At 71.4% G+C, this 24,346-nt stretch carries 23 protein-coding genes and 1 pseudogene; 9 read left to right on the top strand and 15 right to left on the bottom strand.

All coding sequences use genetic code 11. From position 1 onward, the window contains the following. Nucleotides 1-110 precede the first annotated feature (110 nt). The 7 genes from ACRWK7_RS31075 to ACRWK7_RS31045 all read right to left on the bottom strand — a co-directional run bounded on the left by ACRWK7_RS31075 (nucleotide 111) and on the right by ACRWK7_RS31045 (nucleotide 6,257). A complete protein-coding gene (locus ACRWK7_RS31075) occupies nucleotides 111-479 on the bottom strand; it encodes a response regulator (protein WP_431861071.1) in 369 nt (122 codons plus the stop codon). Next, nucleotides 457-2,517 (bottom strand): MASE3 domain-containing protein, encoded by a 2,061-nt coding sequence (locus tag ACRWK7_RS31070; RefSeq protein WP_431861070.1) that lies wholly within the window; start codon nucleotides 2,515-2,517, stop codon nucleotides 457-459. The genes ACRWK7_RS31075 and ACRWK7_RS31070 overlap by 23 nt, the downstream gene beginning before the upstream one ends. Nucleotides 2,518-2,642: 125 nt before the next feature. Beyond that, nucleotides 2,643-2,945, bottom strand: coding sequence for a ribbon-helix-helix domain-containing protein (locus ACRWK7_RS31065; RefSeq protein ID WP_431861068.1), 303 nt, complete (start codon nucleotides 2,943-2,945; stop codon nucleotides 2,643-2,645). 177 nt (nucleotides 2,946-3,122) lie between these two features. Continuing rightward, on the bottom strand, nucleotides 3,123-3,848 hold the full coding sequence (locus ACRWK7_RS31060) for a Crp/Fnr family transcriptional regulator (RefSeq protein WP_431861066.1): 726 nt from the start codon (nucleotides 3,846-3,848) through the stop codon (nucleotides 3,123-3,125). A 92-nt stretch (nucleotides 3,849-3,940) separates the two neighbouring features. After that, nucleotides 3,941-4,681, bottom strand: a complete 741-nt coding sequence (locus ACRWK7_RS31055) for a TfuA-like protein (protein ID WP_431861064.1) — start codon at nucleotides 4,679-4,681, stop codon at nucleotides 3,941-3,943. Next, nucleotides 4,678-5,931 (bottom strand): YcaO-like family protein, encoded by a 1,254-nt coding sequence (locus tag ACRWK7_RS31050; protein ID WP_431861062.1) that lies wholly within the window; start codon nucleotides 5,929-5,931, stop codon nucleotides 4,678-4,680. Before ACRWK7_RS31050 ends, ACRWK7_RS31055 begins: the two co-directional genes overlap by 4 nt. 134 nt (nucleotides 5,932-6,065) lie before the next feature. Continuing rightward, the gene (locus ACRWK7_RS31045; protein ID WP_431861060.1) at nucleotides 6,066-6,257 is read right to left on the bottom strand and encodes a hypothetical protein; all 192 of its coding nucleotides are present in this window, start codon (nucleotides 6,255-6,257) and stop codon (nucleotides 6,066-6,068) included. Between the two features lie 154 nt (nucleotides 6,258-6,411). On the opposite strand from ACRWK7_RS31045, the gene ACRWK7_RS31040 reads away from it, so the two are divergent. Then, on the top strand, nucleotides 6,412-6,702 hold the full coding sequence (locus tag ACRWK7_RS31040; protein WP_431861058.1) for a ribbon-helix-helix domain-containing protein: 291 nt from the start codon (nucleotides 6,412-6,414) through the stop codon (nucleotides 6,700-6,702). A gap of 19 nt (nucleotides 6,703-6,721) precedes the next feature. On the opposite strand, the gene ACRWK7_RS31035 is transcribed toward ACRWK7_RS31040, so the two are convergent. From ACRWK7_RS31035 to ACRWK7_RS31025, 3 genes are all read right to left on the bottom strand, one after another. Next, entirely contained in the window at nucleotides 6,722-9,736 is a 3,015-nt protein-coding gene (locus ACRWK7_RS31035) for an ATP-binding protein (protein WP_431861056.1), read from the bottom strand. Nucleotides 9,737-10,030: 294 nt separating this feature from the next. After that, complete coding sequence (ilvD, locus tag ACRWK7_RS31030; protein ID WP_431861054.1) at nucleotides 10,031-11,899, bottom strand: dihydroxy-acid dehydratase; 1,869 nt, start codon at nucleotides 11,897-11,899, stop codon at nucleotides 10,031-10,033. 190 nt (nucleotides 11,900-12,089) lie between these two features. Then, the gene (locus ACRWK7_RS31025) at nucleotides 12,090-12,611 is read right to left on the bottom strand and encodes a DUF2934 domain-containing protein (protein WP_431861052.1); all 522 of its coding nucleotides are present in this window, start codon (nucleotides 12,609-12,611) and stop codon (nucleotides 12,090-12,092) included. Nucleotides 12,612-12,894: 283 nt separating this feature from the next. On the opposite strand from ACRWK7_RS31025, the gene ACRWK7_RS31020 reads away from it, so the two are divergent. Then, a complete protein-coding gene (locus ACRWK7_RS31020) occupies nucleotides 12,895-13,302 on the top strand; it encodes a DUF3574 domain-containing protein (protein ID WP_431861050.1) in 408 nt (135 codons plus the stop codon). Between the two features lie 59 nt (nucleotides 13,303-13,361). On the opposite strand, the gene ACRWK7_RS31015 is transcribed toward ACRWK7_RS31020, so the two are convergent. From ACRWK7_RS31015 to ACRWK7_RS31005, 3 genes are read right to left on the bottom strand one after another with little or no spacing between them, the layout of a single operon-like run. Continuing rightward, nucleotides 13,362-14,009 carry a c-type cytochrome gene (locus tag ACRWK7_RS31015; RefSeq protein WP_431861048.1) on the bottom strand — a complete coding sequence of 216 codons (648 nt, stop codon included), beginning with the start codon at nucleotides 14,007-14,009 and terminating at the stop codon, nucleotides 13,362-13,364. A 52-nt stretch (nucleotides 14,010-14,061) separates the two neighbouring features. Continuing rightward, entirely contained in the window at nucleotides 14,062-14,973 is a 912-nt protein-coding gene (locus tag ACRWK7_RS31010; protein WP_431861047.1) for a glycosyltransferase family 9 protein, read from the bottom strand. Continuing rightward, nucleotides 14,970-16,214: an O-antigen ligase family protein gene (locus tag ACRWK7_RS31005; RefSeq protein ID WP_431861045.1), complete on the bottom strand. Its 1,245-nt coding sequence runs from the start codon at nucleotides 16,212-16,214 to the stop codon at nucleotides 14,970-14,972. The genes ACRWK7_RS31010 and ACRWK7_RS31005 overlap by 4 nt, the downstream gene beginning before the upstream one ends. A gap of 350 nt (nucleotides 16,215-16,564) precedes the next feature. On the opposite strand from ACRWK7_RS31005, the gene ACRWK7_RS31000 reads away from it, so the two are divergent. The 3 genes from ACRWK7_RS31000 to ACRWK7_RS30990 are packed head-to-tail and all read left to right on the top strand — an operon-like array spanning nucleotide 16,565 to nucleotide 20,221. Continuing rightward, on the top strand, nucleotides 16,565-17,935 hold the full coding sequence (locus ACRWK7_RS31000; RefSeq protein ID WP_431861044.1) for an MBOAT family O-acyltransferase: 1,371 nt from the start codon (nucleotides 16,565-16,567) through the stop codon (nucleotides 17,933-17,935). Between the two features lie 11 nt (nucleotides 17,936-17,946). Next, nucleotides 17,947-19,035, top strand: coding sequence for a hypothetical protein (locus ACRWK7_RS30995; RefSeq protein WP_431861042.1), 1,089 nt, complete (start codon nucleotides 17,947-17,949; stop codon nucleotides 19,033-19,035). 58 nt (nucleotides 19,036-19,093) lie between these two features. Continuing rightward, nucleotides 19,094-20,221, top strand: a complete 1,128-nt coding sequence (locus tag ACRWK7_RS30990) for a BMP family ABC transporter substrate-binding protein (protein WP_431861040.1) — start codon at nucleotides 19,094-19,096, stop codon at nucleotides 20,219-20,221. A gap of 4 nt (nucleotides 20,222-20,225) precedes the next feature. Here ACRWK7_RS30990 and ACRWK7_RS30985 read toward each other — a convergent pair whose 3' ends face one another. Beyond that, nucleotides 20,226-20,795 (bottom strand): hypothetical protein, encoded by a 570-nt coding sequence (locus ACRWK7_RS30985; protein ID WP_431861039.1) that lies wholly within the window; start codon nucleotides 20,793-20,795, stop codon nucleotides 20,226-20,228. Nucleotides 20,796-20,846: 51 nt separating this feature from the next. Beyond that, complete coding sequence (locus ACRWK7_RS30980) at nucleotides 20,847-21,545, bottom strand: RluA family pseudouridine synthase (protein ID WP_431861037.1); 699 nt, start codon at nucleotides 21,543-21,545, stop codon at nucleotides 20,847-20,849. A gap of 120 nt (nucleotides 21,546-21,665) precedes the next feature. On the opposite strand from ACRWK7_RS30980, the gene ACRWK7_RS30975 reads away from it, so the two are divergent. The 4 genes and pseudogenes from ACRWK7_RS30975 to ACRWK7_RS30960 all read left to right on the top strand — a co-directional run. Beyond that, nucleotides 21,666-22,373: a VWA domain-containing protein gene (locus tag ACRWK7_RS30975; protein WP_431861035.1), complete on the top strand. Its 708-nt coding sequence runs from the start codon at nucleotides 21,666-21,668 to the stop codon at nucleotides 22,371-22,373. After that, nucleotides 22,370-23,068 carry a DnaJ domain-containing protein gene (locus ACRWK7_RS30970; RefSeq protein ID WP_431861033.1) on the top strand — a complete coding sequence of 233 codons (699 nt, stop codon included), beginning with the start codon at nucleotides 22,370-22,372 and terminating at the stop codon, nucleotides 23,066-23,068. The genes ACRWK7_RS30975 and ACRWK7_RS30970 overlap by 4 nt, the downstream gene beginning before the upstream one ends. Before the next feature lie 125 nt (nucleotides 23,069-23,193). After that, complete coding sequence (gene galU / locus ACRWK7_RS30965) at nucleotides 23,194-24,063, top strand: UTP--glucose-1-phosphate uridylyltransferase GalU (RefSeq protein ID WP_431861031.1); 870 nt, start codon at nucleotides 23,194-23,196, stop codon at nucleotides 24,061-24,063. A 108-nt stretch (nucleotides 24,064-24,171) separates the two neighbouring features. After that, nucleotides 24,172-24,346 (top strand): annotated as a pseudogene (locus ACRWK7_RS30960) (UDP-glucose 6-dehydrogenase); the annotation flags it as partial.

Genomic DNA, 24,346 nt, shown 5'->3' with positions numbered 1-24,346 from the left:
TCACGCCGCGAATTCAGGGAATGTGCGGCAGAATGCGACAGCGGGCCTGCCGGCCGATGCCTTCGGCGGGGATCCGGCCGGCGGGGAATGGATCGGCGCGCGGCCGGCGGTCACCCCACCAGCTCGCCGACCGCCTGCCGCAGCTCGTCGTTCATGAAGGGCTTGTAGAGCACCGCGTCGGCGCGGAACATCTCGGTCAGCTTGAGCGCGTAGCCGGCCGGCAGGTTGGGCGCGCCGCCGGAGATCGCCAGGATCTTGGTGTCCGGCTTGGCGCGGCGCACCGCCTTGATCACCTCGATGCCGTCCACCTCCGGCATCAGCACGTCGGTGACCACCAGGTCGAAGCTCCTGCCCGCCAGCTGCTCGACCGCGAGACGGCCGTTCTCCGCCTCGGTCACCGTGTGGCCGAGGGACTCCAGCACCTCGACGATCGCCATGCGGACCGCGGGGGAGTCCTCAACCACCAATATGTTCGCCATGGGCGGGCTCCTTCTCGTTCTTCGTCTCGCTCGTCGTCTCGTTCCCCGGCGCTCGCCCGCCCGCGGGCTTCGCCATGGGCATGTCGATCATCACCGCGGTGCCGCGGCCGACCGCGCTGTCCACGGCGATGACGCCGCCGCCGTTGCGCACGATGCCGTACACCACAGACAACCCCAGTCCGGTTCCGAGCCCCACCGGCTTGGTGGTGAAGAAGGGCTCGAACACGCGCTGCCGGGTCGCTTCGTCCATGCCGGTGCCGGTGTCGGCCACGGTGAGTCGGACGTAGTCGCCTTCGGCGATCTCCAGCCGGCTCGCCTCCGGGTCCCTCAGCGTGACCACGCAGGCGGACAGTGTCAACGTGCCGCCGGTGGGCATGGCGTCGCAGGCGTTGCGGATCAGGTTGAGCAGGATCTGCGACAGCTCGGTCGCCGTGATGGTCACCGCCGGCAGGCGGTCGTCGATGCCGACCAGCACCCGGATGCCGGGCGGCAGGTCGGGGCGCGCCAGTTCCACGGCGCCGCGCACCGCCTCGCCCACCGAGGCCGGCGGCGAGACGGCGACCTCGGTGCGGGCGAAGGCCAGCACGTCGCGCATGATGATGCGCGCCTTCATCCCGCTGTCGCGCACCGCCGTCAGGTAAGTGCGCAGCCGGGCGTCCTCGCCCGCGCGGTTCAGCGCCAGGTCGCTCAGGCTGATGACCGGCTGCAGGAGGTTGTTGATCTCGTGCGCCAGGCCGCCGACCAGGCCGCCCAGCGCCGCCATGGTCTGCTTCTGCCGGGCCGCCTCGGCGGCGCGGCGGCGCTCCGTGATGTCGCTGGCGGTGCCGCGGAATCCCAGGAACACGCCGTCCGGCGAGAAGCGCGGCATGCCGCTGAACATCAGCCAGCAGCCGGTCGACACCGTCGTGTCGACCGGGAAGGAGAGCCGGCGGAACGGCCGATGCTCGCGCAACGCGTCCTGAAACACCGGGAAGTCGTCCGGCGGCCGCGCCGGGTCGAGAAGGTCGGCGGGGACGCGGCCGATCAGGTCGAAGGACGGCCGGCCGAGCGCCTCGCGGGCGCGCGGCGACACCTCGGTGAAGCGGCCGTCGGTGCCGGTGGCCCAGAACCAGTCGTTGGAGCAGTCGAGCAGCGCCTTCCAGCGCGCTTCGCTCTCGCGCAGCTCGGCGGTGCGCGCGGCGATCATCGCCTCGGCGCTGCCCAGGTGGTCGCGCAACGCCTGCTCGCTGCGGCACAGGCGCAGGAACATGGTGTCGTAGGGATTCTGCAGCGCGGTGACGACGATCGCCCGGTACAGCAGGTAGTAGGACACGATCTTGATGAAGTGCCCGAAGGCGTTCAGCAGGCCGTGCGGGTCCTGGTACAGCGTGAAGGTCATCTCCTGCACGATCAGCAGCGCGAATCCGGCCAGCGCCAGCGGGAAGGTGCCGCCCTCGAAATGCCGCCGCCGCGTCCACAGCGCCATGCACGCCAGCGCCACCACGCCGGAGATGGCGTACTCGCTGGCGATCTTGAAGTCGGTCAGGCCCTGCCCCTCGACGAAGCAGTCGGGCATGGCCCCCAGCGGGAAGATCAGCGCCAGGATCAGCGTGACCAGCGCCGCGTGCAGCCCCAGCACCAGCCCCGGTGCCACCCGGGCGCTGGGCAGCAGCAGCGGGGCGGCCAGGAAGCTCGCCGCCTGGACGAATCGAGCGGCGATCCACAGCTGGGTCGGCAGGTTGGTGTCGCCGCCGGGGAAGACGCCCATGCCCTTGTAGGACAGGGTGTGCAGCAGGTCGAGCACCGCCACCGACGGGAAGGACAGGCCGACGAAGGAAAGGAACTGCGACTGGTTGGCGTGCCGGGTGTTCCAGGCGATCACGAAGGTCGCGGTCGCCACCACGATGCTGAACAGTTCGGCCAGCGTGTGGAACAGCAGATAGTTGCCGCGCATGGTGAGGAACATCACCAGCGTTCCGCCCCCGATCAGCGCGAACTCCGGCGCCCAGCCGAATCGGCCGGTGCGGTGCGCGGTGGCGGGAATTGTCGGGTCGGCCATATACCCCTGTCCGGCGTGCGGTTTCTGGTGCCGGCGAGGAGTGTTAACAAAGCCATCCTGGCCGGCATAGTCTTCAGGTCGCGGCTATGACCAAAAGAATATGCCGGTTTGCCCCTGTCTGAAGGTCAGCCCTGGCGGCTGAAAGGGGTGCTGACCAGCGGCTCGCCCCGGCCGTGGCCGGCGCGGCTGTGGCCGGCTTCGGTGGCGGCCTGACGGAAATAGCCGACGACGAACACCCGCACCGCGTTCGCCAGCGACACGCCGGAGTCGTTGCGGCGGTTCTGGATGTCCAGCCGCTCCTTCAGGTCGGCACACAGATCGTTGATGTCCAGGCCTTCGCGGCGGCTGATCTCCTCGAGCGCCTCCCAGTAGGACGGCTCGATCCGGATCTGGCTGCTCTGGCCGGCGATGGTGACGGAACGGCTCACCAGGGGGCTGATCCCCTGGGGATTGGCGGCGTGTTGCGTCGGCGACCCGCGTTCAGGCATACGTCTCTCATCCCCCGTGTGGCAGGATAGGGGTGTATCGGCCACACTATAGCGTGATTGCAGCCCTCTATGGGGATAAAACTTTTCGGCTGCGAAGGGAATCAGATTCTCGTCATTCTAAAGTTTGTCGTGCGGACGTACGGCCTCGCCGGCCATGTCACGCACCAGGTCGAGGTTGGTGACGACCAGGAATCCCTTGGTGTAGGTGATGGCGTTGGCGGTCTTCAGCGCCTTGAGGCTCTTGTTGACCATCTCGCGGGTCACGCCGAGCATGCTGGCCAGGTTCTCCTGCGACACCGCCTGGGTGATCCGCACCCCCGCCGGAGTCGGCTGGCCGTAGGCCTCGGCGAGCTGCAGCAGCTTCTTGGCGAGCCGGCGGGGCACGTCGTGGAACACCGCGTCCTCGATGCCCTCGCTGACCCAGCGCAGCCGCTCGCACAGCACGCCCAGCAGGCGGATCGCCAAGCGCGGGTGGCGTTCCAGGAAGGGGATGAAGGCGGCGCGGTCGATGCGGAACAGCTCGGTCGGGCGCAGCGCGGTGGCGCCGGCGGTGCGTGGCTTGCCGTCGATCAGCGCGATCTCCCCCAGCACCTCCCCGGGGTCGAGGAAGTTCAGGATCATCATCTTGCCGTCCTCGGACGAGGTGTGGATGCCCACCTGCCCCTTGAGGATGGCGTACAGGCAATCGCCGGGGTCGCCCTTGTCGAAGATCAGCGTGTCGGGGTCGTACTGCACGAGGTGGCCGAGACCGAGCAGCTCCGCCATCTCGCTCTGGTCGAGCGCGCTCAACAGCTGGTTGCGGCGAAGCACCTCCGCCACGTCGATCACACCGTCACCCCGCATCGGCCGCTCCGCTTCCGAACCGTCGTTCATCTCCGTTATGTATACGGGAGTATGATCGGTAGCGGAATGCGGCATGCAATGCACGTTTCGAGTCAGGTCAGGTGGGCAGCCTCGCGCACGGCGCGGTCGAACAGCGCGGTGTGTTCGAAGTGGAAGCGCGGCTCGGGCAGCGCCACCTCCTGGCCGAGGAAGCGGCGCACGGTGCGCAGCATCAGCCGGGCGTCCTCGCGCTTCTGGTCGACGCGGCCGGTCGGCAGCCAGCTTCTGAAGCGGGCGAGATCCTGCGCATCGACGCCCATCTCGCCGGCCAGCCGCAGCACGCGGCCGTAGCCGCGCTCGCGGTAGGGCAGTTCCTTGGCGATGGACTCCAGCGCGTCGGTGACGTCGGGGGACAGCACGCCCTCGGCCTCGGCGTCGGCCAGGGTGCGGCGGATGTTGACCATCGCCTCGGACAGCATGGGATAGCCCAGCTCCGCCGGGCCGTGCTGGATGGCGACCTCGTCGTCGTCCTCCAGGCGGCCGTCGCGGTACGCCTCGAAGATGGAGCCGACGCCGATCATGCCGAACGGGTGCAGCTCGGCCGCGCGCAGGGCGCCCATGCTGGAGGCGCCGAACACCGGGATGCCCTGGCGGATGGCGAACAGGATCTCCTTGTGCCAGACCGCCGGCACGCATTCGAAGAAGCCGTCGATGATGCCGATGGCGGCGGGCTTGCGCTCGGCCACGCGGATCACGTCGCCCTGGGCCACGGGGGGCAGGAAGACGGCGTCCAGCTCGCGCGCCGCGTCGTCGCGCGGCATGGTGGGGCCGAGGAAGACGTACACGTCGCTCATGACCGGGTCTCCAGAACGCGCTGCGCCCGCTGGCCCAGCAGGTAGTCGGGGGATTCGTCGATGCCTTCCAGGCCGGGGATCACCACGCGGACCACCGGGATGCCGAACTCCGGCTTGGTCAGGTCCACCGCCACCACCTCGTCGATGCCGACGGCCTTGAGGCGGGCGAGCTGGTGCTTGAGGTCGTCCTCGATGCTGCGGCCGGACGAGGTCGGGCAGGTGGTGAAGTCGCGCCCGCCGGAGCCGGTGCGGATGCACTCCTTCCAGCGGGCGTGCAGCGCGCTGTCCAGGTGCTTCAGGTACTCGGCGCGGGACATGTCGTCGCGCGCGCCGGCGATGAAGGTCAGCCGGCTCTGCGCCGCCTCGGTCAGGGCGCGGCTCAGCGCCACCTCGCGGGCGGTGTGGCAGCCCTTGCCGACCGCCGGGCGGACGGTGTGCTGCGGCGAGTCCTCGCGCGGCACGATGCGGGCGATGAAGACGGGGATGCCGACGTCGCTGGTCATCTCCCACACGCCGACGTCCACGCCGGCGCGGTCCAGCTTGTCGAGCAGGGCGCGGCAGTGCGGGTCGGTCACGGTGGACAGGTCGATGCGCGTCGTCTCCTGCGCGTCGCCGTCCGTCAGGCGCCACAGGGTGGAGGCGTCGCGCTCGACCAGTTCGCCCACCGCGTGGCTGGTCGCCTCCAGCCGGTGGTTGCCGGACGCCAGGCCGTTCGAGCTGGCGACGAAGCAGCCGTGGCCCGGCGGCAGCGGAAGGGTGTAGTTGAGGTGCACCATCTCGAACGGCACCCAGGTGGGCTCGCCGCTCATCAGGTCGGTGCCCTCGATCCACATCAGCGGCGTGTCGGGGGTGAAGCGGCTGGTGGACAGGCGCGGCAGGCGCCACACGTCGCACACCCGGTGCGTCCAGCGCAGCTCTTCATAGCTGGCGTACTTCAGCGGCAGGGTGATGCGCTCGGCGTGGTAGGACTCGATGGATTCCATCACGCCCGATGCCTTGGCGGCGGCCAGCGTGACGCCCTTGCCCTGCGACACGGCGACGGAGCGCGAATTGGGCCGGGTCACCATGACCACCGGGATGCCGACGGTGTCGAGCCCGGTGACGTTGGCGACGCGGGTGATGCCCATGACGGGCAGGTAGGGGGCGACGCGGGCCAGCGTCTGCTCCGGCGGGACGATGCGGTGCGTGCCGGCCGTGTGGGCCTTGGCCGTATCGGCGATGAGCGGGGAGGCGATCTCGTCGAGGGGCATCGTGGTCTGACCCGGAGCGGTGGCCGGAGCGGTGGCCGGCCGGGAGGGTGTCGGACGTACGGGCGGGCCGCGGCGGTGGGCCGGGTGAAGGCCGGCCGCCGCGGACCCGAAGAACGCGGGAAGTATCCCGGCGATCACATGCCCGGGGAGACGTAATCGCGCGACGCCTCGTGGTCGGCGGCGTCGAAGGCGGCCTTCTCGCCGACGCGCAGCGACGAGCGGACGGCGTTGCCGGGCTCGGCGACGGCGGTGACGCCACGGGCGTTCACGGCGTACAGGCGGCCGTCGGCGCCGCGGATCATGGAGGCCTGGGAGATCGCGTTCATGTCGTTGTCCTTGGTTGGGGTAGGGGGCGTTTGTGACGCCGACTGTGCGGCAGCGGCCCCGTGTGGGCTGTGAAATCCTTCACTGCGCGAACGATCGGGGTGCGGCTAAGAAGACGGGACCCGCGGCTGTCCAAGCCGCCAAGGAGATTTCGTCATGCAGCTGGAAAGAAGGGCCCTGACCCGCGAATCGCGTCTCATCGACCTGTTCGCGCTCGTCTCCGAGCCGATCATGCTGGAGCGCACGCTGGCGCTGACCGGTGGCCAGACCCGCCTTTCACTGGAAAGGACGGTGTGGGACGGGCTCGACGAGGCGGCCCGGCGCGAGGGACGGCCGGTCGCGGACCTCTGCGGCGAGCTGGACGCCACGAAGCCCACGGAGGTGGATCTGTCCACCGCCATCCGGACCTTCGTGTTGAGCTATTACCGCCAGTCCAGCCGGGTCTGACCGCGCGGCCGCACCCGCCTCAGGAGCGGATCTTGCTCCGCAGGCGGGCGCGCTTGCCGAGCCCGTTGGCGCACAGTTCGACCAGCGGCGCCATGGACAAGCGCTGCGCGAGCGCATGGGAGTTGCGCAGCGCATCGGCCGCAGCGGCGTCGTAGCGGCCCGCGGCCCAGGCCGCCTCCGCCAGGATGTAGGACGCCCGCGCAAAATGCCCGAGCCGGCCCGTGCGCTGCGCCAGTTGGCAGGCGTGGTGCGCTTCCTCCAGCGCGTCGTCCGCGCGGCCCAGGCGGAGCAGCCCTTCCGCCCGCCAGATGCGGGCCAGATCCTCGCGGTACGACATGCCGACCTGGAAGGCGGCGAGGCTGCGGTCCAGCAGGTCCATGCCGTGGGCCTCGTCTCCCAGCAACACGTGCCCGTACCCCAGGCCGGCCATGATCTGCGGCCGGTGCAGCCGCGACCGGATCATCTCGGACAGCGTCAGCGCCGTCTCGAGCACCGGCACGCTGCGTTCGGCATCGCCGACCAGCAGCAGGGTCCAGCCGTAATAGGCGTAGGCGTAGACCTTGGAGAAGGCGTGTCCGCTGTCCTCCGCCGCGTCGATGGACAGCTGGCCGGAGCGGATGGCCTCCGCGGTCAGGCCCATTTCGGCCTGGCTGCGGGCGATGCCGCTGGCGGCGACCACCGGGCCGAGGGCCGCCATCCCGTAGCGGTCGAAGCGCGGGCCCTCCTGCATCAGCGCGTAGGCCTCCTGAAGGACGCCGCAGGCCTCGGGGAAGAGTCCCTTTTCCGTCAGCGCGCCGCCGAGGCGTGCGAGCAGCTGGACCCGGGTGTCGAGGTTGCCGGTCAGCCCGATCGCCGCCAGCCCTTCGCGGCTCAGGCTGATCGCCTTGTCGATGTCGCCCTGCACCCATTCGAAGGCGCCGTAGAGCGAGGACGCGCGCGCGAACCGGATATGGTCGTCGGCCGCGTCCGACAGGGCGAGGGCGCGCTTCAGATGGTCATCGACGCCGGTCACGCCGCGCGGCAGCAGCGCGCGCGGCAGGGCGATGGACATGTCGATCCGGCGCAGGGTGTTGCGGTGGGTGTCCGGCATCCGGTCGACGGCGGCCAGCGCGTTCCCGTAGTGCCGGCTGGCGTCCTCCAGCTTGGAGCGCTGCTCGGCGCGGCGGCCGGCGGCGCGGCCGAAGGCGTAGGCGGCCGGCCAGACCTCCGCCTGGAAGGCGTGATGGGCCATCAGCTCCATGCGGCCGGGCAGGTCGTGGTCGCGGCGCTCGCACAGCGCCTCCAGCACCTGGGCGTGCAGGAGGCGGCGGTCGCCGCGGGTGATGGTGGCGTACGCCACCTCCTGGATCAGGCCGTGGCGGAAGCTGTATTCCAGGTTGGGCAGCAGGCGCGAGCGGCGGACGAACGCGCCGCCCTCCAGCTCGGCGAGCTGCCGCAGCAGCTCCGCTTCGCTCAGCGTGCCCTGGCGGCGCAGCAGCGCGACGTCGAAGGTCGGCCCGATCACCGCGGCGGTCAGCAGGGTGCGGCGCAGATCCTCGGCCAGCGAATCGATCCGCGCGGCCAGCAGCCCGTGCACCGACGCGGGCAGGTCGATCCGCCCGACGTCCGTGCCCGGCCGGAAACGGCCCGGCACGCCGACGATGGCCCCGGCGGTCTCCAGCGCGCGCAGCGACTCCTCCAGGTACAGCGGCACGCCCTGGCTGCGGGCGGTGAGCATCTCCTTGATGCCGTGCAGCGACGGGGCGGTGCCCAGCCAGCGGTTCAGGTACTCCTGGGTCGGCTCCGGCCGCAGCGGGTCGAGGCGGATCGACAGCGCGTCGACCTCCGGGGCCCACGCCGATCCGCTCTCCGGGCGCGCGGTGGCGATGAACAGGATCCGCGCCGCGCCGGTCAGCGCGCGCGTAACCGCGTCCAGCAGCCGGCGCATCACAGGGCTGGCCCAATGCACGTCCTCGACCAGGATCAGGATCGTCCGGTCCCGCCCCAGCGCGACGGTCATCCCGGCCAGGGCGTCGATGGCGGTGGACAGCTGTTCGGCCGGCGGCAGCCCGGTCCACACCCGGTCGGCGACCGGCAGGCCGAGCAGGTCGCGCATCGCGGAGCGGGCGAGCGGGCCGGCGGCCTGCTCCGCCGCGGCGCACAGCGGGTCCTGGCCGTCGGCGAGCGGCAGCAGGCTGGCCGCCACCTGTTCCAGATCCTCCGGTGCGCCGAGCCGGCGGATCGGCGCCTGCGGCCATTGCAGCAGGGTGCAGCCATCGTCGGGAATCTTGCGCAACGTCTCGCTGACCAGCCGCGACTTGCCGATGCCGGCCTCGCCCGACAGCAGCACCACGGTGCCGAAGCCGTCGCGGGCCGCCTCGTAGGTGGCGAGCAGCGTCTCGCGCTCGCGCTCGCGGCCAACGAACGGGCCGGGCGCGGCGGTCATCAGGTCGGCCGCGGTGCGCCGGCCGGCACGCACGTCGGCCAGCGCGAACGCCGGGTAGGGCTCGGTCTCCGCCGACAGGCGCAACTGGCCGGCGGGCTGCACCGTCAGGCCGGCCGGGACCAGCTCCACCGCGTCGTGGCTGAGCAGGATGCTGTTCGGTTCGGCCTTCTGCTGCAGCTTGGCGGCGAGGTGGACGCACTCCCCGACCGTGCGGTAGTCGCTCCACACCCCGTGCTCGATGACCTGCGCCAGCACCTCGCCCGACGCGATCCCGATGCGCACGGCGAACCCGGAGCCTGGCGCCAGCGCGGCGGCGCGGATGTCCTGCGCGGCGAGGCAGGCGCGCAGCGCGTGCTCCTCCAGCGCGTGCGGCGCGCCGAAGATGGCGAGCACGCCGTCGCCCAGCATCTGCCCGATGGTGCCGTGGTACCGCTCGATGGCGCCGGTCAGCACCGCCAGCACCGCGCGCAGCGCGCGGTCGGCGTCCTCAGGATCGCGGCCGGAGACCATCGCCGACGAGCCGACGATGTCGGCGAACATCACGGACACGAGCTTGCGCTCGGCCCCTGTTCTCCGGATCGCCTGCTGTTCGGCCCCGCTGGCCATCATTCCATTCCTCCGCCGGACGGACCCGACCCCGCGTCCCGGCACTGCAAAAACATATTACTGCATGCAGGCGACGGTTTGTAGAGATCGAAGTGTTCCGGTCGGAAATCTTTGCTGCCGGGCGGGCGGTGCGCGCATACGGTTGTATGCAGGCGCAATCTCTAAGAGAATAAAATTTGCCGCTTTTCCGTAATGAGTAGCGCTGCAATCGGCCGCGAAACGAAGACTCGGAGCGAAGGCGCAAAAAAAGCCGGGACGGCGGACCGTCCCGGCTGTGCTGGCGTGCGGCGAATCGCCTCAGCGTTGTACCGTGACGTTCTCCACCTGGGAGACGTCGCGCACCGCGCCGCGGTCGGCGCTGGTGGTGAGCGCGGCGTAGGCGCGCAACGCCGGGGTGACGACGCGCTTGCGCGGCGCCGTCGGCTTCCAGGCGTTGGCCCCCTTGGCGTTCTCGGCGTCGCGGCGGCGCTTGAGCTCCTCCTCCGGCACCGCCAGCGTGATGGTGCGCTTCGGGATGTCGATCTCGATGCGGTCGCCCTCCTGGACCAGGCCGATGGCGCCGCCCTGCGCCGCTTCCGGCGAGGCGTGGCCGATCGACAGGCCCGAGGTGCCGCCGGAGAAGCGGCCGTCGGTGACCAGCGCGCACGCCTTGCCCAGGCCCTTCGACTTCAGGTAGCTGGTCGGGTACAGCATCTCCTGCATGCCGGGGCCGCCGCGCGGACCCTCGTAGCGGATCACCACCACGTCGCCCGCCACGATCTTATCGCCGAGGATGGCGTCGACCGCCGCGTCCTGGCTCTCGAACACGCGGGCCGGGCCGGAGAACTTCAGGATCGAGGCGTCGACGCCGGCGGTCTTCACGATGCAGCCGCGCTCGGCGATGTTGCCGAACAGCACGGCGAGGCCGCCGTCCTTGGAGTGCGCGTGCTCCACGTCGCGGATCACGCCGGCCTCGCGGTCGAGGTCCAGCTCCGGCCAGCGCTTCGACTGGCTGAACGGCACGATGGTCGGGATGCCGCCGGGGGCGGCCTTGAACAGGGTGTGGGTGCCCTCGTCCGCGGTGCGCTTGACGTCCCAGCGGTCGATGGCGTCGCCCAGCGTCTTGGCGTGCACGGTGGCGACGTTGCGGTTCAGCAGGCCGCCGCGGTCCAGCTCGCCCAGGATGCCCATGATGCCGCCGGCGCGGTGCACGTCCTCGATGTGCACGTCCGACACCGCCGGGGCGACCTTGCAGACGTTCGGCACGCGGCGCGACAGCCGGTCGATGTCCTGCATGGTGAAGGGCACCTCGCCCTCCTGCGCGGCGGCCAGCAGGTGCAGCACGGTGTTGGTCGAGCCGCCCATGGCGATGTCCAGCGTCATGGCGTTCTCGAACGCCTCGAAGGTGGCGATGCCGCGGGGCAGGGCGGTCGGGTCCTCCTGCTCGTACCAGCGCTTGCACAGCTCGACCGCGACGCGGCCGGCGGCGAGGAACAGCTCCTTGCGGTCGGCGTGGGTGGCGACGATGGTGCCGTTGCCCGGCAGCGACAGGCCCAGCGCCTCGGTCAGGCAATTCATCGAGTTGGCGGTGAACATGCCCGAGCACGAGCCGCAGGTCGGGCAGGAATTGCGCTCCATCTCCGCCGCCTCCTCGTCGGACACGGTCGGGTCGGCGGCGGCGACCATGGCGTCGATCAGGTCGACCGCCTTGGTCTTGCCGCGCCAGTTCACCTTGCCGGCCTCCATCGGGCCACCGGAGACGAACACCGCGGGGATGTTGAGGCGCATGGCGGCCATCAGCATGCCCGGGGTGATCTTGTCGCAGTTGGAGATGCAGACCAGCGCGTCGGCGCAGTGGCCGTTCACCATGTACTCCACCGCGTCGGCGATCAGCTCGCGCGAGGGCAGGCTGTACAGCATGCCGTCGTGGCCCATGGCGATGCCGTCGTCGATGGCGATGGTGTTGAATTCCTTGGCGATGCCGCCGGCCTTCTCGATCTCGCGGGCGACCATCTGGCCGAGGTCCTTCAGGTGGACGTGGCCGGGGACGAACTGCGTGAAGGAGTTGGCGATGGCGATGATCGGCTTGCCGAAGTCGCCGTCCTTCATGCCGGTGGCGCGCCAGAGGCCGCGCGCACCCGCCATGTTGCGGCCGTGCGTGGACGTGCGGGAGCGGTAGTGCGGCATCGGGTACACCCTCGAAAAAAGTCGATTGCGAAAGACCGTTGGGGCCTGCGGGCAACAAAATGGGCCGCAACACTAGCAATCCGAGGGTGAAGATTCCAAGCGCCGAGATTCCCCGACCCATGCGGCGGCCGCCCGGCAGCCCCCCGCTGCGCGCCGGGGGCCGCTGGACGGGGCATGTCGGGAAGCCGCGCTAGCTGCTGGTGGCGTCCTTCTTCGCCGCCCGCGCGGTGCGGCCGCGCGCGGCGGCGCCAGCCGGCAGCGTGGCGCCGGCCTCGGCGGCGGCGGCCTTGCGGGTCCGGCCGCCCGTCTTCGCGGAGCCGCCGCCGGCCACGGCCGACAGATCCTCCGCCGCGGCGCGGGTGCTGCCGCTGGCCGCGGACTTGCCGCGCGTGGTGGTCTTCGAGGAGGAACCGTTCGTCTTGGCCGACGAGCCGTTCGACTTCGCCGCCTTGCCGCCGCCCTTCGCGGTCTCGGACTTCGCCCCACCGACCTTCGCGGTCTCGGACTTCGCGCTCTCGGCCTTGGTCGTGCCGCTCTTGGTGGTCCCCGTCTTGCCCTTGCCGGCGCCGCCCTTCTTCTTGCCGCCGATCTCCGCATCGACTTCGGCGATGGCGCGGGCCCAGTGTTCGTCGTGCTTGCCTTCCGGCTGCCCCTCGCGCTCCCAGATCTCGTGCGCGCGCTGGCGGATACGGTTTTCGCGGTCGTCCTGCATCGACTCCTCCCAACTGCCGAACCGTTCGGCGCCCCCATCGGACATCCGGCGGGTCTCGAACGGGTTCCCGCCTTCAACGCCGAAGTAGTGCCCAGGTTGCACGGCGCCAAGTCATAGACGTGACAAATCCTCGACAAACATTGCCGATACCCCGGGCGAGGCACCGCCTTAGGTGAATGGACCGGTCGCCGCGGCCGAACTCCGCGCGGTCGAACAGGCTCCTGGGGGCGCGGTTCCGTGTTATCCAAGGACGTATCGCGGACGGGAATCGGAGGGGCGTGTGGTGGCGGTCCGATCATCTCTGCGGCGTTTCGCCGCGCTGTCGCTGCTGGCGCTGTCGGGGTGCGCCGCGGCGTGTCCGGAGGGGCTGACGCCCGGCGTGGCGACCACGCTGTTCTTCGGCACCGCGCGCCGCAACGCCCCCGACGTCGGCGAGGCGGAATGGCGCGCCTTCCTGACGGACACGGCGGTTCCCAGGCTGTCCGGGCTGACGGTGACCGAGGGCCTCGGCCTCTACCGCGAGAAGGACGGCAGCGCCGCGTCCGAGCGCAGCAAGGTGATGGTCACCGCGCACCAGGGCACGCCCGACGAGATGCGGGCGATCGCCGAGGTGATGGAGGCGTACAAGAGCCGCTTCGACCAGTGGGGCGTCGGCCGCCTCGACCAGCCCGCCTGCACCGGATTCGACTGAGCGCCGTTGCAGATTCCTGGAATGGCTTCCCGGCGGCGGGAAGCGGGAAACGGTCCGGATCAATCCTGCGGCAACTCGACGACGAGGTCCTGGACCTCGCGGTAGAAGGCGGCGACCGCCTTGATGTCGGCGTCCTTCAGCTTGGCGGCGACGTTGCGCATCATGCTCAGGTTGTCGTTGCCGCGCTTGCCGTCGCGGAAGGCCTGGATCTGCGTGGTGATGTAGGCCGGGTTCTGGCCGGCGAGCGCCACGATGTCGTTGCTGCCGTCGCCGCCCTTGCCGTGGCAGGTGTCGCACGAGGTGACGGCCTCGCCCAGCACCGCCAGTTCCGCGCCGCGTTCCAGCAAATCCATGGCGGCGCCGGGGCCGGGGGCCTTGCGCACCGGCTGCGCCGCGTAGAACGCCGCCACCGCCTCGCTCTGCGCGTCGTTCAGCGCCTTGGCGATGGGGGTCATCATCGCGTGCTCGCGCTTGCCGGTGCGGAAGTCCTTGAGCTGGCGGGCGATGTAGTCCTTGCGCTGCCCGGCCAGCAGCGGGAACGGCCCGGTGCCGGAGTTGTGGCAGGTGTCGCAGGCGGCTACGCCCGGCTTCAGGCCTTCCTTGGCGATGGCCTGCCCCTGCTGCGCCGCGGGGTCGGCCGCCGACGCGCCGGTGGCCATCAGAAGGCCGGCAACGGACAGAACGGTCAGAAGCGTCGTGCGGAACATGGGGGCGTCCTTGGGTGAGCGGTCGTTCTCGTTGCCCACACCCAAGCAAGGGCTATGCCAGCGCCTGCGCCCTCCCGACGGCCTCCAGCACCCCGTCCACGTCCATGGCGTCGAAGGAGGGGCGGTGGTGCAGCACCACGCGCCGGCCGCTGGCGTGGATCGGGTTGGAGGCGTCGGAGAACAGCGCCACTGTCGGCCCGCCCACCGCCGCCACCAGATGCGTCGGCCCGGTGTCGTTGCCCACCGCCGCCCAGGCGCGGCGCGCCAGCGCGCCGATCTCGGCGATGCCGGTCCGGTCCGTCAGGTCCAGCGCGGCGGGGCAGGCGGCGGTGATCGCGGCGGCGAGGTCCTTCTCGATTCCGGTGCCGAGCACCACCGGCCGCACGCCGCGCTCCGCCAGCGCCCGCGCCAGCTCCGGGTAGCGCGGCCAGCGCTTGTCCGGCCGCCCGGCCGAGGAGCCGGGGATCAGCAGCGCGTAGTCGCCGTCCAGGCCGAAGCGGCCCACGTCGGCGTCGAGCCAGGACAGGTCGGGGTGCGGCGCGAGATCGATGCCGAAGGGGCGAAGCTGGCGCTCGTAGCGCTGCAGCACCGGCACCTTGCGGCGCTTCGGGTAGGAATCGTCGTGCGAGGCGAAGCGCGCGGTGCCCGACCACTCCGGCCAGGGGCCGGGAAACAGCAGCCAGAAGTACCGGTCGGTGCGCCCGGTTCCTTGCAGGTCGTAGACCCGGCCGAACCGCCCGCCGCGGATCATCCGGCGGACCTTGAGATAGTCGCCCAGCGATCGCCCGCGCGGATCCTCCCACACCTCGTCGAACAGGCCGCTCATCCGCGCCAGCGGGGCGAGCTGCGGGATGGTCAGCAGCGTCAGCCGGTCGCCAGCGTGATGGCGACGGATCGCCTCGAACGCGGTCTGCGCCAGGAAGAAGTCGCCGAAGGCGCCGAGCTTGATGACGAGGACGTTCATCGCCCGTCCCCTCGTCCCCCATTTCGGGGCACGCGGGTGGCCAGCACCAGCATCAGCCCGGCGGCCAGCATGCCGGCCATCCACCACGCCTGCCAGATGCCGTACGCCGTGGACACCATGGCCAGCGCCGCGGTGAAGGAGGCCAGCGCGTAGGGCTGGTCGTCGCGCTCCAGCCGCGCCGTCCCGGCCAGCACCAGCAGCGCGACCGCCAGCGCCAGCGCCGCGCCCACCGCCCCCAGCTCCAGCCAGACCTGGAGGAAGGCGTTGTGCGGGTGGAGCGGCAGCAGGTTCTCGGTCAGCGGGTCGAACTGCGAGGTCTCGCCCATCGGCTTCAGCGACCGCGAGGCGTCGATGCCCTGGCCGAGCAGCGGCGTCTCCAGCGCCCGCCCGGCGGCGCGCCACCAGATCTCGACGCGGTGCTGCGCCGAGCGGAACAGCCACGGCGCGTGGTCGAGGTCGAGCACCCGCTCGAACAGCCACGCCGCCGGAATGGCGCCCGCGAAGGCGGCGGCCAGCGCCGCCGCCAGCGCCCGCCGCGTCGCCGACGCCCAGCGCTGCGCGGCGAGGAACACCGCCAGCCCGAGGCCGATGCCGACGATGGCCGAGCGGCTCGGCTGCAGCAGGCTGAGCACGGCGTAGCCCAGCGGCAGCGCCGGGGCGAGCAGCCTCTGCCCGTGCCGCCGCAGCACCAGCGCCGCCGGCCACACCAGCAGCGCCAGCAGCGCCGCGGCGCGCTTCGGCACGTTGCCCTCGGACACCGACAGGTCGTCGGCCGCCTTGCCGTTCACCCAGCGGTGCAGCGGGTGGTCGAGCGCGTTTTCCAGCGAGAAGATCAGGATGCCGGCCAGCAGACCGCCGACGAACAGCCAGCCCAGCCGCCGCGCCGCGTCCTCCGGCAGGTCGGCGATGCAGGCGCCGGCCAGCGTGGCCGACAGCGCGATGTAGCCGATCTCCACCACCGTCAGCGCGGCGCGCCCGGACGGGCTCCAGGCCACGCTGGCGGCGGCGAGCGCCAGGAACGCCAGCACCGCGGCGCTCGTCCACCGCTCCGGGCGCAGCCGTGCCAGCGCGCCACCGCGCGCCAGCAGCACACCGGACAGCGCCATCAGCGTCAGCGCCCACACCGGCAGCCCGCGCGGGGCCAGCCCGGCCAGCGGCCCCAGCAGGGCGACGGCGGCGGCGAAGGGATAGGACAGGATCGTGTCGGACAGCGCGTCGCGCCGCGCCAGAGGGGCTAGCATGCCCAGCGGCTTAACAGGAGGGCGGGTGACAAGACAAGCCCTCGCTCGCCTCCGGCGGACGGATGGTCGCGTTCGGCGAGGGGCGGGGCGCCGGAACCCTGGGGAAAAGGCGGGGGCCGCTGCCGGGGGGAAAACAGCGGCCCCAGTCGGGAGAAAACCAGTGCACTGAGGCAGCTTCAATACAAGCTGCCGACAGGACTATACACCGTATCGACTCGATACCAATACGGCCGGTTGGTAGATGGCCTCCCGGCATAGCGGGGAGCGGAGGCGGGGGCGGACAAATTTCCAATCCCCCGAAAACGGTTCCGGTGTACAAGTCCGCCGGTTCAACGGCGTCGCGGTTCCGCATGCTCTTCCACACCCAGGCTTTCGTGCTCGGCTTCCTGCCGGCGGTGCTGGCGCTGTTCTACGCGACGGCCCGGCGCGAGGCGGCGCGCGAGTGGGTGATGGTCGCCGCCTCGGTGGTGTTCTACGGCTGGTGGGACGTGCGCTTCGTGCCGCTGCTGCTCGGCCAGACGCTGGCCACCTGGGGGCTGGCGCACCTGTACCGCACATGGCGGATCTCCTGGGTGGTGACGGCCGGCGTGATCGCCAACCTCGCCATCCTCGGCTACTTCAAGTACGCCAACTTCTTCATGGATTCGCTGGCCGCGCTGCTGGGGTCCGACCTGCCGCGCAGCGACGTGCTGCTGCCCATCGGCATCAGCTTCTTCACCTTCGAGCTGATCTCCTATCTGGTGGACCTGCGCCGCGGGCGCGTGCCGGCGTACCCGCTGCGCGGCTTCTGCCTGTTCGTCTTCTTCTTCCCGCACCTCGTCGCCGGCCCCATCGTCCGCCACAACGAGCTGATCCCGCAGCTCGCCGACGACCCGCTGCGGCCGGGCTGGGCGGAGCGCTTCGCCAAGGGCCTGACGCTGTTCATCATCGGCTTCGCCAAGAAGGTCCTGCTGGCCGATCCGCTGGCGCGCTCCGCCGACCCGCTGTTCGCCGCCGCGGCGCAGGGCGTGCCGGGGCTGGTCGACGCGTGGGAGGCGGCGCTGGCCTTCTCGCTGCAGCTGTTCTTCGACTTCTCCGCCTACACCGAGATGGCGCTGGGCATCGCGCTGCTGTTCGGCATCCGCCTGCCTGCGAACTTCGACGCGCCCTACCGCGCCGCCGATCTGCGCGATTTCTGGCGGCGCTGGCACATGACGCTGTCGCGCTGGATCCGCGACTACGTCTACATCCCGCTGGGCGGCAGCCGGCAGGGCCCCACGGGTTACGCGCTGACCACGCTGGTCACCATGGGGCTCTGCGGGCTGTGGCACGGCGCGGCGTGGACCTTCGTCGCCTGGGGCCTGATGCACGGCGCCGGGCTGGTGGCCTGTCACGCCTGGCAAAGCCTGAAGCGGCCGCTGCCGCTGCCGGTCGCGTGGCTGCTGACCATGCTGTTCGTGGTGGTCGGCTGGGTGCTGTTCCGCGCGCCGGACTTCGCCACCGCCGGCAACCTGCTGGCCGGCATGGCGGGGCAGGGCGGGCTGGCCGGCGACCTGTCGCGGCCGCTGACCATGGCCGCCGGCGCCGCGGTGGCGCTGCTGGGCCCGACCAGCCTGGACTTCACCGACACCCGCCTGCCGGCGCGCCGGCCGGTGGCGGCGGCCTTCGCGGTGCTGGCGGTGGCCTGCATCCTCGAGGTCGGCAAGGGCCAGCCGCTCAGCTTCATCTACTTCCAGTTCTGAGGGGGACGACCATGCGCACGCCTCCCTCCTGGAGCGGCTACGTCAAGACGCTGGCGGCCACCGCGCTCGGCCTCGTCGGGCTGCTGCTGGCCTTCGTGCTGGTGATGGACCCGTACCGCAACGTGCCGTTCTCGCCGCCCATGGCGCGGCCGCTGATGGACGACAACCAGCGCTTCCTGTTCCCCGGCGTGGTGCGCAGCGGCCGCTTCGACAGCGCGGTGTTCGGGACCTCGACCGGGCGGCTGCTGCAGCCGACGCACCTGGACCGCCTGATGGGCGGGCGCTTCGCCAACCTGTCGATGAACAGCGCCATGGCGTGGGAGCAGTACAAGATCGCCGACCTGTTCCTGCGCACCGTACCGGCGCCGCGCACGATGATCTTCACGCTCGATTACGTCTGGTGCGCCGCGGATGCCGACACCCGGCGCACCACCTTCCGGCCGTTTCCGCCGTGGATGTACGATGACGACCGGTGGAACGACCTCGGCTACCTGCTGAACGGCAAGACGCTGGAGATCGCCTGGCGGCTGGCCGAGTACCACATGGGCCTGCGCAAGCCGCGCCTGGGCGACGACGGCTACGAGCGCTTCGTGCCGCCGGACGACCAATGGGACCGCGCCAAGGTCGAGGCGAAGATCTACGAGGGCCCGAAGCGCGCCATCGTCCCGCAAGTGCCGCCCTACGTCCCGACCGAGGCCGAGCGGCAGGGCTGGCGCTTCCCGGCGCTGGCGTGGCTGGAGGAGCTGCTGGCCCGCCTGCCGGCCGAGGCGCGGCCGGTGCTCGCCTTCATGCCGGTGCACGTGGTGGCGCAGCCGCCGCCCGGCTCGGAAGGCGAGGCGCGCGAGCGCGAGTGCAAGGACCGCGTCGCCCGCCTGGGCGCCGCGGCCGGGGCCTGGGTGGTGGACTTCCGCATCCCGTCGCGCGTCACCACCGACGACGCCAACTACTGGGACCACCTGCACTACCGCGTCGGCATCGCCGACTGGCTGGAGGACACGCTGGCCGAGGTGCTGCGCGGCCGGCGCGAGGCGGCGGACGGCGCGTGGCGCCTGCTGGCGGAGCCGCGGGCCGGATCGCCGCGGCGGGCACCCGTCTCGTAAATTCCTCTCCGCTCCCCTCTCCACCGAAGGTATAGTGCATCCCCAATGGGAGACGGCCATGAAGCGAGCGAGCGGACCTGACAGGGCGGTGACCCGCCGCAGCCTGCTGACCGGCCTGTCCCTGGGAATGGGCGGCCTGGCGCTGGGGTCACCCCTGTACGCCCAGGACGCCGCGCCGCCGCTGCGCGTCGGCTTCGTCTACGACGGCCCGCGTGCTGACTTCGGCATGGTCCAGGCGCACGCCGACGCCGCCCACGCCGTCGCCGCGCTGCCCGGTGTCCGGGTCGAGGAGATCGAGGCCACCCCCACCACCCTGTCGGCTGCCGCCGAAGAGCTGGCCGGCGGGCGCGGCTGCCGCGTCGTCTTCGTGACGGCGCCCGGCGATTCCCTGCCGCTGCTGCTGGCGCAGGCCGAGGCGCACCGCGACACCGCCTTCCTGCTGTGCGGCGCCACCTTCGCCGACGCGCGGCTGCCGGACAACGTCGGCGTCTACGATGCCTACCTGGACGAGGGGCAGCACATCGCCGGCATCGTCGCCGGCTACGCCTCGCGGGCCAGGAAGGTGGGGCTGGTGGCGGCGGAGTCCTCGCCGCGGGTCCTGCGCTGCGTCAACGCCTTCGCGCTGGGGGTGCGGCGCGCCGACCCGACGGTGGCGGTGCGCCTCGCGCTGGTCGGCGCCAGCCCGACGCCCGACGCGGTGGCCGCCGCCGCCAGGGCGCTGGTCGCCGACGGCGTCGACGTGCTGTCCGGCCAGCTCGCCTCGGTGCGTCCGGTGTGCGAGGTGGCGGAGGCCGCGGGGGTGCGCTGCTGCGGCCTGCACATCGACCTCTCGGCGCTGGCGCCGGAGGGGTTCCTGACCGGCACCCAGCCCGACTGGACCCGCATCTATGTCGATACGGTGCAGCGCATCCAGTCCGGCCGGGAGTGGGAGCGGGTGCGGCTGGGCGGCTTCGGCCGCGGGCACGTGCGCAGCACCGTCTACGGCCGCGGCGTCGGGGTGGAGGCGCGGGCGCACGCCGACGCCGCGCGCATGCAGCTCGCCAACGGCAACGCCGCGGTGTTCCGCGGCCCGATCCACGACAACACCGGCCGCGTCGCGCTCGGCAAGGGGAAGGCCCTGAAGAGCGACGACCCGGCCCTCGACCGCCTGGTCTGGCTGGCCGAGGGGGTGGAGGTGGTGCGGTAGCCGCTTACGCCGCCTCGGTCAGCGTCAGCACCGCCCGCGTCGGCAGGCACTGGATGGTGAAGGGCGCGCGCACGCCGCCGTTGAACAGCTCGGCGCACTCCAGCGCCTTGCGCACCCGCTCCTCGGGCGGCAGGTGCTCGGTTGAGGCGAGCGAGCCCAGCGCGTAGTCGGCGCCGCAGCCGATGGCGTGGTAGCCGCGCACCGCCTCGCCGACCTGATAGTCCGACTGGATCGAGAACAGCCGGCCCTCGTGCGCCACCAGGAAGCTGCCGCCGGTCTCCACGTCGTTGGAGCGCTGCGCCCAGCCGCCGTCCTTCAGGCAGCCGCGCACCGCGTCCACGAAGTCGGTGACCATGTAGCGGAACAGGTCGACGCCCGGCGCCCGCTCCGGCGGGTCGAGCCGGTAGGCCAGAAGCTGGCCCATGCGGAAGGAGTTGGTGAAGCCGATCAGGTAGTCGCCGTTGCGGAACACCTTGGTGTCCGCCCGCACGGTGATGTCGAGGCCCGACACCCCGGCGCTGTCACCGCCCATCCACACGCGATCGCCGTCCACCAAGCCCACGATACAGGTCATCGCTCGTCCGCCATGAAGAAGAAAACTGGGCGGGAGGGTCGCGTATTATGGTTAACGAAAGGTTTCGTCCTCCCAGCCGCAGGCCAAAAGCGCTTCCATCATGTGCGCCGGCGGCGGCGCGGTAACCGACAGGGCGGGGCCTTCCCTGTCGAGGCGGAAGGCGATGGTGCGCGCCAGCAGGTGCAGGTTGCCGGGCGGGATCCGCTCCGGCCCGTAGTACGGCTCGCCGAGCAGCGGGCAGCCGATGGCGGCGCAGTGCACGCGCAGCTGGTGGGTGCGCCCGGTGCGCGGCTTCAGCTCCAGCCACGCCCGCCCGCGCCCGTCGGTGCCGAGCACGCGGTAGTCGGTGTGCGCCGGCCGCCCGTCGGGGTGGGCCAGCATGTTCCACGAGCCGGGGATCTGGATCTTCAGCAGCGGATGGTCGATGGAGCCCTCGGGCTCCTCCGGCACGCCCTCGCTGACCGCCCAATAGGTCTTCTCCACCCAGCCTCCGGCGAACAGCTTGCCGAGCCGCGTCGCCGCCTCCGCCGTGCGCCCCATCACTAGGCAGCCGGCGGTGTCGCGGTCGAGCCGATGGGCGAGCCGCGGCGCCTCCGCCAGGTCGAAGGCAAGGTCGTCCATGTACTGGCCGAGGTGGTGCTCGATCTTGTGCGCGGCGTGCACCGCCAGCCCGGCCGGCTTGTTGAGCACGAGGACGGCGTCGTCGCGGTGCAGGACGAAGGAGCGGATGTCGTCGGGGGTGTAGCGCATGGCGGCACCCAAGCACGGGGTGCCGCCGCGGGGCAAGCGGGCTGTACCATCCGTGCACTCTGGTTCCCGCCGGCCCCGCGCCCCATCTCGGAAGCAGGAGATCCACGGAAGGGCACGCCCATGGGGGACGGTGACAAGCTGCCGGCGCAGCGGTCCTCGCAGGCCGAGGTGGACGCGTTCCTGCGCCGCGTCGCGGCGATCCCGCCGGCGCGCACCGGCCGGCGCGGCCGGCTGATGTTCGCCATGGACGCCACCGCCAGCCGCGAGCCGACCTGGGACCGCGCCTGCCGCATCCAGGGCGAGATGTTCGAGACCACAGCCGCGCTGGGCGGCCTCGACGTGCAGCTGGTGTTCTACCGGGGTTTCCGGGAGTGCCAGGCCAGCCCGTGGGTCGGCACCGCGCCCGACCTGCTGCGGCGGATGACGGCGGTGCGCTGCCTCGCCGGGCAGACGCAGATCGGCCGCGTCCTCACCCACGCCATCAAGGAAGCGAAGCAGGAGCGGGTGAACGCCCTGGTCTTCGTCGGCGACTGCATGGAGGAGGAGATCGACGAGCTGGCGCACAAGGCGGGCGAGCTCGGCCTGCTCGGCGTGCCGGCCTTCCTGTTCCACGAGGGCGCCGACCCGGCGGCGCGCGCGGCGTTCGAGACCATCGCCCGGCTGACCGGCGGCGCCTGCTGCCCCTTCGACGCCTCCTCGGCGCAGCAGCTCCGCGACCTGCTGGCGGCGGTGGCGGTGTTCGCCGCGGGCGGCCGCGCGGCGCTGGAGGACTTCGGCCGCCGGCGCGGCGGCGTCGCCGGGCTGCTGACCAGCCGGCTCGCGCCATGATGCCGCTGGCGCTCGCCGCGGTGGCGCTGGCGGTCGGCCTGTGGCTGCTGGCGCGCGCCTTCGTCGCGGCCAGCCCGCAGACGCTGGCCAGGGGGCTGCGCTACGGCGGCATCGGGCTCGGCGCCGCGGTGGTGCTGTTCGCGGCGCTGCGCGGCCAGCTCGGCACCGTGCTGGCGCTGGGCGCCATGCTGGCGCCGCTGCTGATCCGCCACCGCCGCCGCCGCGAGGCCGCGGCCCGGGCCGAGCCGTCGTCCGGGCAGGCCTCGCGGGTCGAGACGCTGTACCTGCGCATGACGCTCGACCACGACACCGGCGCCATGGCGGGCGAGGTGCTGTACGGTCCGCTGAAGGGCCGCACGTTGGACTCCCTCGACCCGGCCGAGGCGTCGGCCCTGCTGAACGCCTGCCGGCAGGACGACCCGCAGTCCGCGGCGGTGCTGGAGGCGTGGCTCGACCGCGCCCGCCCCGACTGGCGCGAGCGTTTCGCCGAAACCGAAATGCCCGCCGGCGGGGGGAGCGGCACCATGTCGCGGGAGGAGGCCTATGAGGTCCTCGGCCTAATGCCCGGCGCCTCGGCCGAACAGGTCAAGGAGGCCCACCGACGGCTGATGATGGGGGTTCATCCCGACCACGGCGGTTCGACCTATCTGGCGGCAAAGATAAACCAGGCGAAAGACTTGCTGCTGCGCCACTGACCTTTCGCCAAGCCTCCGAAGGGCGTGTTGCACCACTGCCGACCGTGTGGCAGAACACCTGACGGCCGCCGGTTCCATGGCGTCGGCCGCTGTGTATGGTCCTTGGACAAGGATAAGAGACCCAGATGCGTAAACCCGTGCGCAAGGTGGTGTTCCCCGTTGCCGGTCTCGGCACCCGCTTCCTTCCCGCCACCAAGGCGATCCCGAAGGAGATGATGCCGCTGGTCGATCGGCCGCTGCTCCAGCACGCCGTCGAGGAGGCCCGCGCCGCCGGCATCGAGGACTTCGTGTTCGTCACCGGCCGCTCGAAGCGCGCCATCGAGGACCACTTCGACGCCGACACCGAACTGAACCGCACCCTCGAGGAGCGCGGCAAGCCGGAGGCCCTGGAAGAGGTGCGCCACAGCGAGATCGCGCCGGGCCGCTGCTTCTACACCCGCCAGCAGGTGCCGCTCGGCCTCGGCCACGCGGTGTGGTGCGCCCGCGCCGTCATCGGCGACGAGCCGTTCGCCATCATCCTGCCGGACGACTACGTGCTGGCCGACAAGCCCTGCCTGAAGCAGATGGTCGAGGCCTACGAGGAGACCGGCGGCAACGTCGTCGCCGTGGTCGACGTCCCGCGCGAGCACACGCGCCGCTACGGCATCCTCGACGTCGAGAGCGACGACGGCCGGCTCGCCAAGGTGCGTGGCCTCGTCGAGAAGCCGAAGCCGGAGGAGGCGCCCTCCACCCTGTCGATCATCGGCCGCTATATCCTGATGCCGGAGGTGTTCGACCACCTGGAGAACCAGCAGACCGGCGCCGGCGGCGAGATCCAGCTGACCGACGCGATGGCCAAGCTGATCGGCACGCAGCCGTTCCACGGCCTGCGCTTCGAGGGCACGCGCTACGACTGCGGCGACAAGATCGGCTTCGTCGAGGCGACCATCGCCTACGCGCTCAGCCGTCCGGACCTGTCGGACAAGGTGCGGGAGCTGCTGAAGAAGTTCGGCTGACCCCATTCGTGACCGTCGTTCCAGCCCGCCGCTCCCTTGACTGGGAGCGGCGGGCGTGGCTTTTCAGCGGGACGCCCGTATCGGGGGCGGAAGGCAGCGAGGATCCTCATGCGCATCGCGATGATCGGTACCGGGTACGTCGGCTTGGTGTCGGGAGCCTGTTTTTCGGAGTTCGGCGTGGAGGTCTGCTGCGTCGATAAGGACGCCGGCAAGATCGAGCGGCTGAAGCGCGGCGAGATCCCGATCTACGAGCCCGGCCTGGACGACCTCGTGGCGCGCAACG

It is taken from the genome of Azospirillum sp., from assembly GCF_050789165.1.
The sequence above is the reverse complement of the archived record's forward strand: the minus strand, read 5'-3'. Positions and strand labels throughout refer to the sequence as shown.